The 14,560-nt window shown below is 71.8% G+C and carries 14 protein-coding genes; 9 read left to right on the top strand and 5 right to left on the bottom strand.

What is annotated here, in order from left to right; all coding sequences use genetic code 11:
• Nucleotides 1-35: 35 nt before the first annotated feature.
• The 4 genes from B1L11_RS28780 (at nucleotide 36) to B1L11_RS28765 (ending at nucleotide 4,314) form a co-directional block, all read left to right on the top strand.
• Nucleotides 36-1,643, top strand: coding sequence for a serine/threonine-protein kinase (locus tag B1L11_RS28780; protein WP_179155366.1), 1,608 nt, complete (start codon nucleotides 36-38; stop codon nucleotides 1,641-1,643).
• 164 nt (nucleotides 1,644-1,807) lie between these two features.
• Nucleotides 1,808-2,284, top strand: coding sequence for a MarR family winged helix-turn-helix transcriptional regulator (locus B1L11_RS28775; RefSeq protein ID WP_079318035.1), 477 nt, complete (start codon nucleotides 1,808-1,810; stop codon nucleotides 2,282-2,284).
• 110 nt (nucleotides 2,285-2,394) lie between these two features.
• On the top strand, nucleotides 2,395-3,318 hold the full coding sequence (locus B1L11_RS28770; protein WP_256862979.1) for a zinc-binding dehydrogenase: 924 nt from the start codon (nucleotides 2,395-2,397) through the stop codon (nucleotides 3,316-3,318).
• Between the two features lie 87 nt (nucleotides 3,319-3,405).
• Nucleotides 3,406-4,314 (top strand): NmrA family NAD(P)-binding protein, encoded by a 909-nt coding sequence (locus B1L11_RS28765; RefSeq protein ID WP_079318033.1) that lies wholly within the window; start codon nucleotides 3,406-3,408, stop codon nucleotides 4,312-4,314.
• A 123-nt stretch (nucleotides 4,315-4,437) separates the two neighbouring features.
• On the opposite strand, the gene B1L11_RS28760 is transcribed toward B1L11_RS28765, so the two are convergent.
• The gene (locus B1L11_RS28760; protein WP_179155365.1) at nucleotides 4,438-5,289 is read right to left on the bottom strand and encodes an alpha/beta fold hydrolase; all 852 of its coding nucleotides are present in this window, start codon (nucleotides 5,287-5,289) and stop codon (nucleotides 4,438-4,440) included.
• Between B1L11_RS28760 and B1L11_RS28755 the strand changes: the two genes are divergently transcribed.
• A complete protein-coding gene (locus B1L11_RS28755) occupies nucleotides 5,240-5,839 on the top strand; it encodes a MarR family winged helix-turn-helix transcriptional regulator (protein WP_256862978.1) in 600 nt (199 codons plus the stop codon). The two genes, B1L11_RS28760 and B1L11_RS28755, sit on opposite strands and share 50 nt — an antisense overlap.
• Before the next feature lie 165 nt (nucleotides 5,840-6,004).
• Here the strand turns inward: B1L11_RS28755 and B1L11_RS28750 are convergent, their stop codons facing one another.
• A complete protein-coding gene (locus B1L11_RS28750) occupies nucleotides 6,005-6,613 on the bottom strand; it encodes a hypothetical protein (protein WP_143737618.1) in 609 nt (202 codons plus the stop codon).
• A 296-nt stretch (nucleotides 6,614-6,909) separates the two neighbouring features.
• Between B1L11_RS28750 and B1L11_RS28745 the strand changes: the two genes are divergently transcribed.
• Genes B1L11_RS28745 through B1L11_RS28735 form a run of 3 tightly spaced genes read left to right on the top strand, consistent with a single transcriptional unit; the run spans nucleotide 6,910 to nucleotide 10,113 of the window.
• A complete protein-coding gene (locus tag B1L11_RS28745; RefSeq protein WP_079318025.1) occupies nucleotides 6,910-7,770 on the top strand; it encodes an alkaline phosphatase family protein in 861 nt (286 codons plus the stop codon).
• Between the two features lie 4 nt (nucleotides 7,771-7,774).
• Nucleotides 7,775-9,067: an MFS transporter gene (locus B1L11_RS28740; RefSeq protein WP_079318023.1), complete on the top strand. Its 1,293-nt coding sequence runs from the start codon at nucleotides 7,775-7,777 to the stop codon at nucleotides 9,065-9,067.
• Nucleotides 9,068-9,090: 23 nt separating this feature from the next.
• The gene (locus tag B1L11_RS28735; protein ID WP_079318021.1) at nucleotides 9,091-10,113 is read left to right on the top strand and encodes a PD40 domain-containing protein; all 1,023 of its coding nucleotides are present in this window, start codon (nucleotides 9,091-9,093) and stop codon (nucleotides 10,111-10,113) included.
• Between the two features lie 29 nt (nucleotides 10,114-10,142).
• Here B1L11_RS28735 and B1L11_RS28730 read toward each other — a convergent pair whose 3' ends face one another.
• Complete coding sequence (locus B1L11_RS28730; protein WP_079318019.1) at nucleotides 10,143-10,805, bottom strand: response regulator transcription factor; 663 nt, start codon at nucleotides 10,803-10,805, stop codon at nucleotides 10,143-10,145.
• On the bottom strand, nucleotides 10,793-11,737 hold the full coding sequence (locus tag B1L11_RS28725; RefSeq protein ID WP_079318017.1) for a sensor histidine kinase: 945 nt from the start codon (nucleotides 11,735-11,737) through the stop codon (nucleotides 10,793-10,795). Before B1L11_RS28725 ends, B1L11_RS28730 begins: the two co-directional genes overlap by 13 nt.
• A 311-nt stretch (nucleotides 11,738-12,048) precedes the next feature.
• Here B1L11_RS28725 and B1L11_RS28720 point away from each other — a divergent pair, with 311 nt between their 5' ends.
• The gene (locus B1L11_RS28720; protein WP_079318015.1) at nucleotides 12,049-13,062 is read left to right on the top strand and encodes a hypothetical protein; all 1,014 of its coding nucleotides are present in this window, start codon (nucleotides 12,049-12,051) and stop codon (nucleotides 13,060-13,062) included.
• Between the two features lie 61 nt (nucleotides 13,063-13,123).
• Here the strand turns inward: B1L11_RS28720 and B1L11_RS28715 are convergent, their stop codons facing one another.
• Nucleotides 13,124-14,371, bottom strand: a complete 1,248-nt coding sequence (locus B1L11_RS28715; RefSeq protein WP_079318013.1) for a barstar family protein — start codon at nucleotides 14,369-14,371, stop codon at nucleotides 13,124-13,126.
• Nucleotides 14,372-14,560 lie beyond the last annotated feature (189 nt).

Here is a 14,560-nt window from a genome sequence, read left to right as displayed (position 1 = left end):
CTGTGCGGCGTACCGCGACGCTAGGGTTCGGTGCCATGGTCACCCCCCTGGAGCCCGACGACCCACGCGTACTGGGTGAGTTCACACTGAACGGACGGCTCGGCGAGGGCGGGCAGGGGGTGGTGTTCCTCGGCCGGTCGCCCCACGGTGAACCGGTCGCGGTCAAGGTGCTCAAGTCGGGGCTCGACTCGTCCGTGAAGGAGCGGCTGGTCCGCGAGCTCGACGCGATGCGCGGAGTCGCGCCCTTCTGCACCGCCCGGGTGCTGACCGCGGTGGTCGATGGGCGCATGCCGTACGTGGTGAGCGAGTTCATCGACGGGCCGTCCCTGCAGCAGCGGGTCGACTCCGGCGGCCCGCTGCGGGGCGGCGAGTTGGAGCGCCTCGCGGTCGGCACGGCCACGGCGCTGACGGCCATTCACGGGGCCGGGATCGTGCACCGGGACTTCAAGCCGGCCAACGTGCTGCTGGGTCCGGACGGCCCCCGGGTGGTGGACTTCGGCATCGCCAGGCACAGCGCGAGCGACACGATCACTGCGGGCCCGGTCGGCACCCCGGCCTACCTGGCTCCCGAGCAGATCGCGGGGGATCCGGCCACGCCCGCCTCCGACGTGTTCGCCTGGGGAGCCACGATCGTCTTCGCCGCCACGGGCCGCCCGGCCTTCGGGGCCGCCAGCGTCCCCGCCGTCATGCACCGGATCCTGACCGCCGAGCCCGACGCCTCGGCACTGCCCCGATCGCTGCGCGGGGTGGTCGAACGATGCCTCGCCAAGGATCCGGCGCGCCGGCCGGCCTCCCGCGACCTGCTGCTGGAACTCGTCGGGTCCACCCCCGACCCGCTGCAGGCGGGCGCGGCCGCGGCGACCACCAGGCCGGAAGGTGTACGGCAGGGCGGGACGACCGCGATTCTCCCGAGCTTCCCGGCTCCCGGTCCGGCCGGGACGATCCCGTCGGGCCCGGAGACGACCGGGGCGGGCGGCCGTCGGCAGGCTTCCCGCGCCGGGATCGTCGCCGGGTTGGTGGCCGCCGTGGCCGCGGTGTCGGTCACCGCCGCTCTGCTGGGGCCGCGCCTGCTGTCCGACGGCACGACCGCCACCTCGCCGCGCGCCGCCACGACGACGACCGTCTCGCAGACCGCCGGCTCACCGGCGCCGCCCGCCGACGCCACGCCTGGGGAAGCCGTCGTGGACGACGGCGGCGCGAGCCAGGACGACACCGGTGCGACCCAGGACGACGCCGACGCGGGGCAGGACGACAGCGTCACGACGGACGACGCCGCGGGGGACGCCACAGCGACTCCTAAGGCGACTCCTGTGCCGTCGACCACGCCGGGCGGGACGGTTCCGGCCGCGTTCGCCGGCACCTGGGGAGGCCATCTCGTGCCCGACCAGTTCGTGGGAACCAGCGAGACCGACGTCCAGATCGTGCTGGAGCCGGGCAGGCGGACCGGAAGCTGGAAGGACACCAACAGCTCATGCCGGGGAAGCCTGACGCTGACGCGCAGCTCCGGCACCGCACTCGTCTTCCGGCTGGACAAGTGCGCCGCGGGCAGGATCACCCTGATCCAGACCGGCGAAGGGCTCGCCTACCGATGGGACGGCGACGAAGGCGACGTCACCTTCCAGGGCCTCCTGATCAGGGACTGACCGCTCCGCATGGAGACCCTCGCTTCGGACGTGCTCGGCCGGGCCGTCGAGCGCGACAAGGCGATCACTCGCCACCGCAGTCCACGGCGAAGGCGGCGCATGGACCGTCGCGCCTTGCTATATAGTTGGTTTTAGCCAACCAACCAATCAGGTAAGGGTGCGGGATGGAAGGTACGCCGGGGAACGGGGACGACCGGCTGCGGGAGGCCACCGATCGTGTGGCGGCGGCGCTGGCCACGGTGGGCAACTGGATGTTCGCCCCGGCGACGCGGCGACGGATCATGGCGGCCTCCGGGCTGGAGCTGTCGCTGGGGGACTACACGCTGCTCGCGCAGATCTCCCTGCACGCGCCGGTGCGGTTGTCGGTGCTGGCCGAGCAGATGGAGGTGGACAAGTCCACGCTCTCGCCCCCCGCGAAGCGCCTGGAGTCGCGCGGGTTCATCGAGCGGCAGCCTGACCCAGCCGACGCCCGGGCGAAGCTGGTGAGTGTCACACGGGAGGGCAAGCTCGCCATCCGCCGGCTCTGGAAGGCCCGGACGGCCGCCGTCGCCGCCCTCATGGAGGGCTGGGAACCGTCCGACATCGAGCATCTCGCCGACGGTCTCGCCGCCTTCGCCGAGGCGATCAAGAAAGGCGCATGACTTCACCGCCGGTCCACGGGACCGTGCGTCGCCGATTGAACGGAGTGAGCACCATGCGTGCTGTTGTGCTGCGTGAATTCGGGCCACCAGCCCGTTTGACCCTCGAAGAAGTGCCCGAACCTCGGCCGGGGGCGGGGCAGGTCACCGTACGGGTGGCCGCCGTCGGCGTCCAGTTTCTGGAGACCCAGGTGCGCTCGGGAGTGATGCGCGGCGCGCTGGGCGGCAAGGGCCTGCCGGTCGTTCTCGGCAAGGAGATCGTTGGAGAGGTCGCGGAGGTCGGCGCCGGATGTGATCCCGCCCTCGTCGGCACTCAGGTCCTTGCCAGCACCTCGGGGACGGGCGGGTACGCCGAAATGGCCGCCGTACCCGCTGACTCGCTCATCCCGATTCCGGCGGGGCTCGGCCTGCACGACGCCGTCGCGCTCTACCGGTACGGGGCCACAGCCCAGGGCCTGATTCGTGCGGCGCGGGTGGCCCCTGGTGATCGTGTGCTGGTTCTGGCCGCCGCCGGCGCCGTCGGCACGGTTTTGGTGCAGTTGCTCACGCGAGCGGGCGCGACGGTCGTCGGCGCGGCACGTGGTGAACACAAGCTCGACCTCGTCACCAGGCTTGGTGTCGGCCATGTCGTCGACTACTCGCTGCCCGGCTGGACCGATCGGGTCCGTGAGGCGGTGGGCGGTTCGGTGGAGGTGGTGTTCGACCACATCGGCGGGACACTCGGACAGGAGGCGCTCGGGCTGCTCACCCCGGGCTCCGGCCGGCAGGTCGTTTTCGGCTTCTCCAGCGGCGTGCCGCTGGAGGCCGCGCCCATGCAGCTGATGGGCCGGGGCCTGACCGTCAGCGGATTCAGCGCGGGCCTCATCTGGAGTCGGCCCGCCTTCGCCCGCGAGTTGGTGACCGAGGTGCTCGACCTGGCCGCCGCCGGTCGGCTCACGCCGGTGATCGGCCAGCGGTTCCCCCTGGAGAAAGCGGCCGACGCGCACGCCGCCGTCGAGGCGCGCGACACGCTCGGCAAGACCCTGCTCATTCCCTGAGTCCTGTGCGGACCCCCAAAGACGCCCAAGAGCCGTAACCGGCCTGGGTGAAGTTCCGATTTGTTTCCGAACAAGGAGCCGGTAAACGTGTCCAATTTCCCCAAGGTCTTCGTGGCCGGTGCCACGGGACTGCTCGGCAGCCAGATCATCAGCGCCCTTCTCGACCGGGGCGCGCCCGTCCGGGCCCTGGTGCGGCCCGGCGCCGGCACGGACAAGAAGACCGCACTCACAGCGCTGCGGTCGCGCGGCCTGGAGGTGGTCGAAGGCGACATCACCGACCCTGCCGAGGCGCTGGCCGAGGCCATCGGCGACGCCGCCACCGTCGTCTCGGCCGTGCAAGGTGGCCCCGAGGTGATCGTGGACGGCCAAGCCAACCTGGCGCGCGCCGCGGCGAAGGCCGGTGCCCGCCGGTTCGTCCCCTCCGACTTCGCCATCGACGTGACCAAGCTGGAGGACGGCGACAACGTCATGATCGACTGGCGTCGCCGGGCCGCCGCCGAGTACGCCCACGCCGGTGTTGACGTGATCTCCGTGCTCAACGGCGCGTTCTACGAAGTGATGGTCGGTTTCATGGGCCTGGTCGACTGGGATCGGGGCACCCTGTCCCACTGGGGCGACCCGGATCAGCCGCTCGACCTGACCTCGGTGCGCGATACCGCCGCCTACACCGCCGCCGTCGCCCTGGACCCGAAGGCCACCGGCACGCTGCGTTTCGCCGGTGAAGTGCTGTCGATGCGGCAGTTCCACGAGGCCGTCCAGCGCGGCTCGGGCCGCACCCTGGAGCTGCGGCACCTCGGCACCGCCGACGAGCTGCGCGCGGAGATCGAACGCCGAGCCGCCCGAACCCAGAACCCGTTCGACTATGTCGCTCTCCAGTACCAGTGGTGCATGGTGACCGGAAAGGCCAAATTCGACGCCCTCGACAACGACAGGTACCCGCAGATCACGCCGGCTTCGGTGACCGACTTCGTCCGCGCGGCCGCGCCCACGGCCTGATTCGCAGCAGTTCCAGGCCGGGCAGGACCCGGTGTGACACGTGACAGGACGCTGGGCCGGAACCGCTCTGTTCCGGCCCAGCAGCTACCGGCCCTGATCTTCTCGGCCGCCGGGCGGGTGGGTTCAGGCGCCGAGAAAGCGGGTGATCGCTTGCCATGTGCCGTCCGGGTTCTCTTCCGGGAGGTAGTGGACGGCGTCGGGGACGAGCCCGACGGTGAGATCTTCGTTCCCTGCGGCTGAGAGTCCCTCTCGGTAGACGTCGAGAGAGGTCGTGGTCATGCGCATGCCGTGTTCGCCACGCAGGTAGAGCAACGGTGTCGCGCAGGCGTCGAGTGAACGGTTGTGGTCGCTGTCCGCGGCGAACGCGCGGTACATGTCGAAGCCTGACGTGAGGGCGGCCGGGGTGGCGTAGGCCTTGGCGTAGACGCGTTGCTGTTCGGCGGGGATGGGATGGCCGGGATGGGTGAGCGGGTCGAAGAAGTGCCGGAAGTAGGCGTGCTCTCGACCGCTGACGAGGCTCTCGGGGAGATCAGGCGTGGCATGGAACGCGAAGTGCCACAAGCGTGGGTTGGCCAGGATCCGGTTCCATGGGTCGACGCCGGGGATGACCGCGTCCAGGATGACCGCGCGAGAAGCGTCGTCGTAGTGATGGACGTAGTCGTAAGCGATCATGCCCCCGATGTCATGCCCCACGAGCACCGCGTCTGTCGCGCCGAGGTTGGCGAGTGCCTGGTGGAGAACGGCGGCGATCCGGTGCTTGGTCCCGTCCGTACGAACGCCGGCGGAGTCTCCGATACCGGGCAGGTCGAAGGCGATCACCCGATGCGTGTCCGCCGCGAGAGGAATGAGCCGGTCCCAGCATCGCCGAGACTGAGGCCAGCCGTGCAGCAGAACGAGCACCGGGGCGCCAAGGTCCCCAGCCTCGGTGTACGTCAACTCCCCGCAAGACACTGCCACCGTTCGGCTCGACGTCATCGCCAACTCCTTCTCCGAGTCCCTGCGCGTGCTCGGTGAGGATACTAGGGATATCCAAGTATCGGGCCGTCCAAGCATTTGCTACTGTGGCGCCGTGTCGATGCACCCTGAGTCCCTTCGCCGACAGCCCACGTTCCTCCTCGCGCGCGCGGCCACGATGGCCCGCCGGGCGTGCAGCGAGGCATTGGCAGAGGTCGGCCTTACGCAGGCTGAGCACGGGATTCTTGCCTGCCTCCGTGAATGCGGCCCCCTCATGCAGCGCGATGTCGCGGAACGGCTCGCGCTCGACCCCGGCGACCTGGTCACGTACCTGGACAAGCTCGAAGCCCTCGAGGCGATAAACCGGACGCCGGACAAGAAGGACAGGAGGCGCCGCGTCATCGAACCGACGGCGCTCGGCAGCGAGCTGCTCACCCGCGCCGACGACGCCCTCGCCACCGCCACCACGCGCCTCCTGGATCCACTCGACGCTGCGGAGATCACCCATCTCATGGCGACCTTGACGCGGCTGCTCGGCGCACACGACCCGGCCCACTGGTGTCAGGCATGAACGAGGCTCGGCTGGCACATCCTCACGATGACGGCCATCGGAGTCCCGCTCCGGGACGACACGAAGCCGCCCGTACGGGAGCGCCGGAGCATCGCGGACCTGCGTACCGCAGGAGTGACCGGCATCTACTGAAGTAAGCCCAACGCAGTCTTTGCGACGTCGTCGTCAAAACGAGTACGAGTGATCGTCTCCCGGGCTCCACTGGATGGCGATCAGGTCGGAGCCGTACTCCTGGGCCAGCCGGCGACGCAGCCGCACGTCGACGTCGTCCACCTCTATCACGACCCGGTTCCGCTCGGCGTCGATGTGGCCGCTCAAGATCCTCGGATCGTCGGGCGGTGACATCACGGCGTCCAACACGGCCTCGAGCTCCGCCCGGCTGTGCCGCACCTGCCGCACGACCGGGGTAATCGTGAAGGGGGTCCGCACCTGGTCGGGCCACGCGACACCGGTGAGCGGTGCGGCGGCCAGCGCCCGCCCACGATCGGTGATGTACGGAGCGACCAGCCGATATGGCCGCTTCAGCAGGTACGGCGGGGCGAGGTCCTTCGGGTGTGCCTCCACGCGTTGCATGGCCGCGTCCAGGGCATGGTTGAACGGCTCGATTCGCGAGTCGTAGGGCTCGTCGAGGAAGTCGGTCAAGTCCATGGTGAACACCTCGACGGCCACGGACGTCGCGCGTTCCACGACCAACCGGCCCGACACGGGGGACGCGGGGCCCAAGGTGAGGGCGTAGAGGACGAACATCGCGAGGATCACCCTGAGCGTATGCACGGTGCCTCAGCCTAGAACGATCTTCGATCGTCTGTCGCGGAATCCACCTGGCCGGCCATGACGCGATCACCGCGGCCGGCCGGGAGCAGCGACGCCGTCAGCTCCCCGGCCCACTCCTCGCGCTCGCCGAGACCGAGCGACCGCTTCCGAAATCTGCGCCGCGAGGCGTACCGGAAATCAGGTGACAGGGAGCTTCACTCAGCGTTCGGCCAACCTTCACATCGGGCGTGCGGTCCGCGTCACGGGGCGTTCCTAGCCTGAGCTGGTCGCAGCCACCCCCCCTGTGGAGGACAGCCATGCCGTCCCGCCCGATCACCGCTCTCGCCACCGCCTTGACGCTGTCCGCGGCCTCCCTGGGCCTGTGGGCCGCCGGAGGCGCCGGCGCCCAGGCGGCCACGTTGCCGACGCCGGACCACACGGTGGTCGTGGTCTTCGAGAACCACGCCTACTCCCAGATCATCGGCAGCTCCAGCGCCCCTTACATCAACTCCCTGAAGAGCGGCGGGGCCAACCTGACCGCCTTCTACGCCGAGACCCACCCCAGCCAGCCCAACTACTTCGCCATGTTCTCCGGGTCGACGCAGGGCATCACCGACGACTCCTGCTACACCCCCGGCTTCAGTTCCGCGCCCAACCTGGCGTCGGAGCTGATCGCCGCGGGCAAGAGCTGGGCCAGCTACAACGAGTCGCTGCCCAGCCAGGGCTCGACCACGTGCAGCAGCGGCAAGTACGCCCGCAAGCACAACCCCTGGTTCGGCTTCTCCAACGTGCCGACGTCCACCGCGTACACGTTCGCCCAGTTCCCCACCGACTTCACCAAGCTGCCCAAGGTGTCGTTCGTCGTCCCGAACCTGTGCAGCGACATGCACGACTGCTCGGTGTCCACCGGTGACACCTGGTTGAAGAACAACCTCGGCGCGTACGCGACCTGGGCCAAGACCCACAACAGCCTTCTCGTGGTCACCTTCGACGAGGACAACCGGCTGAGCGGCAACCGCATCGCCACCGTGCTGTACGGCCAGCCGGTGCTGGCGGGGTCGTCCTCCGGCACCACCTACAACCACTACAACCTGCTGCGCACCCTCGAGGACATGTACGGCACCGGCCACGCGGGCAACGCGGCGTCGGCGTCGGCCATCTCCGGCGTCTGGAACTGAGCGCGTGTATCTCGCGGACAGCCGCGACGCGCCCGCCGCCGTCCCGCAGCGGGGACGGCGGTGGGCCGCTGTTCCGGGAACCGTGCTGGCCCTGGGCGCGGTGAGCCTGATCACGGACGTGTCGGCGGAGATGGTCACCGCCGTGCTGCCGCTCTACCTCGTCTCCGGGCTGGGGCTGTCCCCGCTCGGCTTCGGCCTGCTGGACGGCGTCTACAACGGGGTCGGCGCCCTGGTGAGGCTGGCCGGAGGCCACCTCGCCGACGGTGGGGGCGGGCGGCACAAGGCGGTCGCCGTGGCCGGTTACGGCCTGTCGGCGCTGTGCAAGCCGCTGCTGCTGGTCGCCCACACCCTGCCGCTGATCGGCGCGGTGCTGGCCCTCGACCGTACGGGCAAGGGCCTGCGCACCGCCCCCAGGGACGCCCTCATCTCCCTGGCCACCCCGCCCGAGCGCCGCGGGCAGGCGTTCGGCGTGCACCGGGCGATGGACACCGCCGGAGCACTCTGCGGGCCCGTCCTCGCGTTCCTGGTGCTGGGGGTGGCGGCGGAGGGCTACGACGCCGTCTTCACGGTCAGTGCCTGCGTCGCCGCGCTGGGCGTGCTGGTGCTGGTGCTCTTCGTCCCCGGCCGTTCCGGCGGCGTGGGCGCCGCCGGGAGTGCGACACCCTCCGGCCCGCTCCGGGCACCCGCGCTCCTGCGGATGCCCGGCCTGCCACGGCTGGCGGCGTGCGCGGTGCTGCTGGGGCTCACGACGGTGAGCGACTCCTTCGTCTACCTGCTGCTGCAGCGCAGGTTCGAGGTGCCCGCGCAGTGGTTCCCCTTGCTCCCGCTCGGGACCGCGGCCGCCTTCCTGCTGCTGGCCGTACCCGCCGGCGCCGTCGCCGACCGGATCGGGCGGCGGAGGCTGTTCCTGCTCGGGCACCTTGCGCTGCTCGTCGCGTACGGGCTGGTGCTGGCCGTTCCCGGCGGGCCGCTGCCGGCGGTGGCGGCGGTGCTCGTGCTGCACGGGGCCTTCTACGCGGCGACCGACGGCGTGCTGGCGGCCGCGGTCGCCGGCGTCGTGCCGGACGCGATGAGGGCAAGAGGCCTGGCCCTGGTGGGCACCGGCCAGGCCCTCGCCCGGTTCGCCTGCTCGATCGGGTTCGGCGCCGCCTGGACGGTCTGGGGCGACGGCCCGGCGCTGGCCCTCGCGACGGCGGGGCTGGCGGTCTCCACTCCCATCGCGATCGCCGCGTTGCGTCCCTCCGCCTGCTCCCCCGCGGGTCCCTCCGCGTGCCCCTCCCGGCATCGGACGAGCTGACCGTGCGACGAGAAAGGAGCCCGGTGACCGTCCCACCTCGCCTGGCGGTCCTGCTGGCCGCGGTGCTGCTCCTCGGGGGCCTGTCCGCCTGGGCGGTGGTGCACGCCGCAGCCCGCGCGGAGAGCCGGGGCCTGCCGCGGGCGGGGGAACCCGCCGCCGGTCCGGGTGCGGTCACACTCGCCACGGGACAGGGCCGCCGGATGCTCTTCCGGACGATGGCGTGGGGTCCGCACCGCGACGAGGTCGTGTCCGTACCCGCGGACGACCCGGGAGGCCCGCGCGTCTCGTCCGGCGTGCGGTGCCTGCGCTTCCACGCCTCGTCCGGCACCGGCGCCTGCCTCCAGGCCGATCACGGCCCGCTGGGCGACACCTATCGAGCCGTGGTGCTCGACGCGCGACTGCGGGAACGGCGGGCGTTCCCCCTCGCCGGCATCCCCACCCGCACGAGGGTCTCCCCGTCCGGCCGCATGGCGGCCTGGACCGTCTTCGTGAGCGGCGACTCGTACGCGGGGACGAACTTCTCCACCCGCACCTCGATCCTGGACACGCGCACCTGGTCTCTGCAGGACAACCTGGAGACCTACCGGGTGCTCAAGGACGGCCGTCCCTATCACGCGGCCGACGTCAACCTGTGGGGAGTGACCTTCGCCGACGACGGCCACTTCTGGGTCACCCTCGCGACCGGGGGCCGAACGTGGCTGGCGCGCGGCGACGTCGCGGCCCGCACCCTGACCACGGTCCGGCAGAACGTGGAGTGCCCGTCGCTCTCCCCCGACGGCACCCGCATCGCGTTCAAGAAGCGGGTGCCCGGCCTGCCCGAGGACGCGCCGTGGCGGCTGTACGTCCTCGACCTTCGGACCATGCGGGAGACCCCGGTCGCCGAGCGGCGCAGCGTCGACGACCAGGCGGTGTGGCTCGACGCCCGCACGCTCGGCTACGCGCTGCCGGGCGACTTCGGCGCCGACATCTGGACGGCGCCGGCGGACGGCTCGGGCGCCCCGCGCCGCCTGCTGTCCGCGGCGCTCGCCCCCGTCGTCGTCGAGTGAACTCCGCCGCCCCGCTCAAACGGGCTCGGCTAGAGCGGACTGTCGTGGGCGATGAGGGCGAGTTGGACGCGATTGTCCAGGTCGGTCTTCGCGAGGATGCGAGAGATGTAGCTCTTGACCGTGCCGACGCTCATGTGGAGCTCGGCCGCGATGTCCGCGTTGGACCTGCCCTGGCCGACCGCGGCGGCGACCTCGCGCTCGCGATCGCTGAGCCTGGACAGCAGCCTGCGCGCGTCGTCGCGGCGGCGGTCCTCCGCCTCCGGCGCCAGGTGGGCGATCAGGCGGCGGGTCACGCCGGGTGACAGCATCGGCTCGCCCGCCGCGACCCGGAGGACCGCGTCCACGATGCCCTCCGGCGGGGTGTCCTTGAGCAGGAACCCGCTGGCCCCGGCGCGCAGCGCGCCGAAGACGTGCTCGTCGGCGTCGAACGTGGTCAGCATGATGACGTGGGGAGGGTCGGGCCGCCGCCGCAGCAGCCGGGTGGCGTCGATCCCGTCCAGGCCCGGCATCCGGATGTCCATGAGCACCACATCGGGCGCATGCGCGTCGACCGCGGCTCCGACGTCGGCGCCGTCGGCCACGGCGCCCACCACGACGAGCTCGTCGGCGCCCTTGAGCATCAGCGTCAGACCCGCCCTGACGAGCGGATCGTCGTCCACGACCAGCACGCGTATGGCGCTCACACCGGCCATGGTAACCAGACCGCCAGGCGGAACTCGCCTTTCTCCACCCCGGCCTGCTCCACCCGGCCGCCCGCCAGCTCGGCCCGCTCCCGCATCCCGGCGAGGCCGGCACCCTCGCCCCGGGGAGCGTGCACCACGGCATTGCGTACCTCGATGGCGAGCCCCCGGTCCGGCCCGCCCTCGAGGCGGACGGTCACCGGCCTGCCCGGCGCGTGTTTCCTGGCGTTGGTGAGGCCCTCCTGGACGATCCGGTAGGCCGCCCGCGCCGTCGCGCCCGGCAGGTCGGGCAGGCGCACGCCGCCGTCGTGCACCTCGACCTCCATACCCGCCCGCCGTACCTCCTCGACCAGCGTGCGCAGGTCCAGCTCGGCCAGGACGGGCGCCTCACGGAGCACCGAGATGACCTGGCGCAGCTCCTGCAGCGCCTGGTGCGCGCTGGACCGCACCACCGCGGCCGCCTCGACCACCTCCGCGGGGTCGGCCCGCGCGTTGAACTGGAGCGCCCCGGCGTGCAGCGCCAGCAGCGACAGCCGGTGCGCCAGCACGTCGTGCATCTCGCGGGCGATGGCCAGGCGTTCGTCGTGGCGGGCCCGCTCGACGCGCCGCCGCTGCTCCTCCTCGGCCCTGCGCACCCGCTCCGCCAGCGACAGCACCAGTTGACGGCGGGCCCGCGCCAGCATCCCCCACCCGGTCAGCGCCACCCCGGACAGCACCGCGACCAGCGCCCACACCGGGTACGGCGCCAGGCCCGGCGGCCGCAGCCAGAACCGGGCCAGCGTCGCGGCCACCCAGGCCGCGCCCACGCCGATCGCGACGACCGAGCGCCGGTACAGGGCGGTCGTCAGCGTGGCGATGCCGGCCGCGACCGACGCCGAGGCCGCGGGCACCGCAAGCGCCACGGCCACCAGCGCCATGGTGGCGGCCACCGGCGCGACAGCCACAGCGCCCCGCACGCCGCCGCGCCGCCGGCCACGTCCGCGACCAGGTACCAGCCGGAAGCCGCGCCGAGGTCGTCTCGCACGACGACCGCCGCCGCGGCCAGCGCGCAGGCGACCCCTCCCGCCCGGATCGCCCGGTCCCGCCGGGTCCTGGCGGGGCCCGGCCGTACGTCTGCCGTCACGGACGCCCAGCGTACTGACGGCGGGCCCGCCGACGGCAGCAACCAAAGTCGGCGCCGGGTTGTCACCCGGGTTGCCACGGGCAGGCCCCGGGGCGGCAGACGTGGGTGGTGTGCGCGGAACACGCTGGCGGCATGACGGCGAACAAGACGCGCGGCCGCCGGGCCGCACTGCTCCTCGCGGTGATCACACCGCTCGTGGCCGAGTTCACCCTCGGCAACCCGCCGCCGCGCATGGCCTGGCTCCTGCTGCTGTGGATCCCGATATACGGCGCGGGCGTCGTCCTGGTGCGCGAGCTGGTACGACGGGCAGGGACGGGCTGGACCGGGGTGCTGCTGCTCGGCGCCGCCTACGGCATCGTCGAGGAGGGCTTGGCGCTGCAGGCGCTGAGCAGCCCCACGATCTACGGCGCCGCCGGGTGGGCGCCCCGGATCCTGGGGCTGAACAGCGCCTATGCCGAGCTACAGATCCCCTACCACGCGGTCTTCAGCGCCGCGATCCCGATCCTGCTGACCGACCTGATCGTCCCGTCCCTGCGCGACCGGCCCTACCTGGGCAGGCTCGGCACCTGCGTGGCCGGGACGGTCTTCGTCCTCGGCGCGCTGCTGCTGCGGGTGACGGTGGTGACGTCCATCGACCCCGGGTACGAGGCGCCGGCGGCGATCCTGGCGGGCTGTGCGGTTGCCGTGGTCCTGCTGACGGCGGCGGGGCTGCGGCTGAAGCCTCGCCCGGGCATTCCCCCGCTCAGCCCGCCCGCGCCCGTGGCGGCCGGGGTGTTCGGCGCCGTGGCCGCCTTCGGATACTTGGCGTTGCTGTTCCCCTTCGGCGGCGCGACCCAGCCCGCCTTCACCCACGGCGGATGGGTGATCGTGCCCATGTCGGCCGCCGCCGTTCTGGCGGTCACCGCCGCGCGGCGCCTGCGCCGCTGGACGGCCGGCGGACTGTGGACGGACCGGCACAGCCTCGCCCTGGCCTCCGGCGCCCTGATCGCCCACACCGCCTTCGGCCTGATCTCCAACACCGACACGGCGGCCGACCGCCTCGGCCTGGCGGCCGTCGGCCTGGTCATGATGTGCCTGCTGGCCCTACTGGGCCGCAAGGTCACCGGCCTCCCGCGCTCCAAAAGCAACGACGAGCAGTTCCTGTGAGCGCCTTTACGAAGTAGATCACGAACACCGGCTGATGTCCGGCTGGCACACGCGGCGAGGCTCACCGCATGTCGACGTCGATCCCGGATTCGGCGACGAGGATGTCGAGCAGGTCCTGCAGGGTGATCGCCGGCCCCCAGCTCCGTTGGCTGTAGGACGGGCGGTCGTAGCCCGGCACGAGGTGCCGGCGGGCCACGTCGGAGTGGTGCCAGATGAGCCGGAACGGGCGGGCGGCGCCCCATCGTCCACGTAGGCAGTCGGCGAGCGCGTCAAGGTTCCAGCCGAAGTAGCCGCCGGGGCCGTTGATGGCCTCGCCCATGGCGCAGTAGAAGCCCTCGATGTCGGTGACGAACCGGCCGTCGAGGTGGTAGGTGTACCCGGCGGGCCGATCGGGCTGCCCGTGGTGACGGTGGTGCAGGGCTGCGCCGGACCATTCGTGCCGTAGTGCCCGGTCGTAGCCGGCCCACAGGTTGGCGCGGGTCGGCCGACCGCCATGCCAGAGATCCCAGATCTCCCGGGCACCGCTGGGCAGGGGTTCGTAGAGCCCTTCGTCGAGGATGACGTCGACGAGGCCGGTGCCCAGCGAGGAGGGGCGTGATCCGATCACGGTGGCCGACACCATCTGGCCCGTGTCTACATCGCGCCCGCTGTGGTCGACGGCGTGGATCATTGCCCGCAGGTAGCGGCGCCGGGCCGATTTCCGCCCCGTCAGGGCCTGCAGCGGCGGCTCGGGCCGACAGCCGATGAGGGTCACCGGAGGCACCAGGCGACGCGGGCGCTCCCGGAAGATCCCACTGGTACGCAGGCAGTGGCCCAGCGGCTCCTCCTCGAGACCGGTCAGCACGAACTTCTGCGCGGCGGGCGGCTGCGCCGGCGGCCAGTGCATCTCCTCCAGGATGCGCAGGTGTCCGCGCAGGTCGATGTCCATGAGCCCGGGCCCCACCGCCGAGGGGCGCCGGCCGAGCACGGTGACGTCGAACAACTCCTCCATGCACGAGCAACCGATGCTGTAGGACTGGCAGCCGCCCGGGCGGTCCTGGGGATCGTGCACCGGGTCCAGCACAACGCGGGCCAGCCACGCCCGGTCGGTGCCGGCATGTCGTAGTGCCTCACACAGCGAGCCGGCCGGTTCGCAGCCGATCAGGGTGTAGTGCTCGGGAGCCGCGGGCGGTTCCGGATCGACGAACAACCCGTCGACCTCGGCACACAGCGCCATGGGGACATCGGAGCCGTCCACGCCACTGCTGCCCTCATCGATCAGCAGCCACCGCAGCGGCACGTCCTGGTCCCAGGTCCACACCTGATCCATCCAACCTCCACCCGGAATCACCGCGGGCGACCTTACCTCCCCGCGCATGGGTCCTGCCGGGGTGCCAGCGGGGGCAGAGCAAGGGTGCCAGGGCCACCGAAATGACGCCTGGGTCGGAAGCCGGTGACCCCGGTCCACCGCGACTGGCGAGTGAACGGTCCCCTGCGATGGCTGTGATGCTCAGCCGGC

The organism is Microbispora sp. GKU 823 (assembly GCF_002027145.1).
In the GTDB taxonomy this organism is placed as follows: domain Bacteria; phylum Actinomycetota; class Actinomycetes; order Streptosporangiales; family Streptosporangiaceae; genus Microbispora; species Microbispora siamensis.
This window is presented reverse-complemented; position numbering and strand designations above follow the sequence as displayed.

Excerpts from the sequence above, each read along its gene's own strand:
- B1L11_RS28780 (WP_179155366.1), top strand. The coding sequence starts at position 36 with ATGGTCACCCCCCTGGAGCCCGACGACCCACGCGTACTGGGTGAGTTC.
- B1L11_RS28775 (WP_079318035.1), top strand. The coding sequence starts at position 1,808 with ATGGAAGGTACGCCGGGGAACGGGGACGACCGGCTGCGGGAGGCCACC.
- B1L11_RS28760 (WP_179155365.1), bottom strand. The coding sequence starts at position 5,289 with ATGACGTCGAGCCGAACGGTGGCAGTGTCTTGCGGGGAGTTGACGTAC.
- B1L11_RS28745 (WP_079318025.1), top strand. The coding sequence starts at position 6,910 with ATGCCGTCCCGCCCGATCACCGCTCTCGCCACCGCCTTGACGCTGTCC.
- B1L11_RS28730 (WP_079318019.1), bottom strand. The coding sequence starts at position 10,805 with ATGGCCGGTGTGAGCGCCATACGCGTGCTGGTCGTGGACGACGATCCG.
- B1L11_RS28720 (WP_079318015.1), top strand. The coding sequence starts at position 12,049 with ATGACGGCGAACAAGACGCGCGGCCGCCGGGCCGCACTGCTCCTCGCG.
- B1L11_RS28715 (WP_079318013.1), bottom strand. The coding sequence starts at position 14,371 with ATGGATCAGGTGTGGACCTGGGACCAGGACGTGCCGCTGCGGTGGCTG.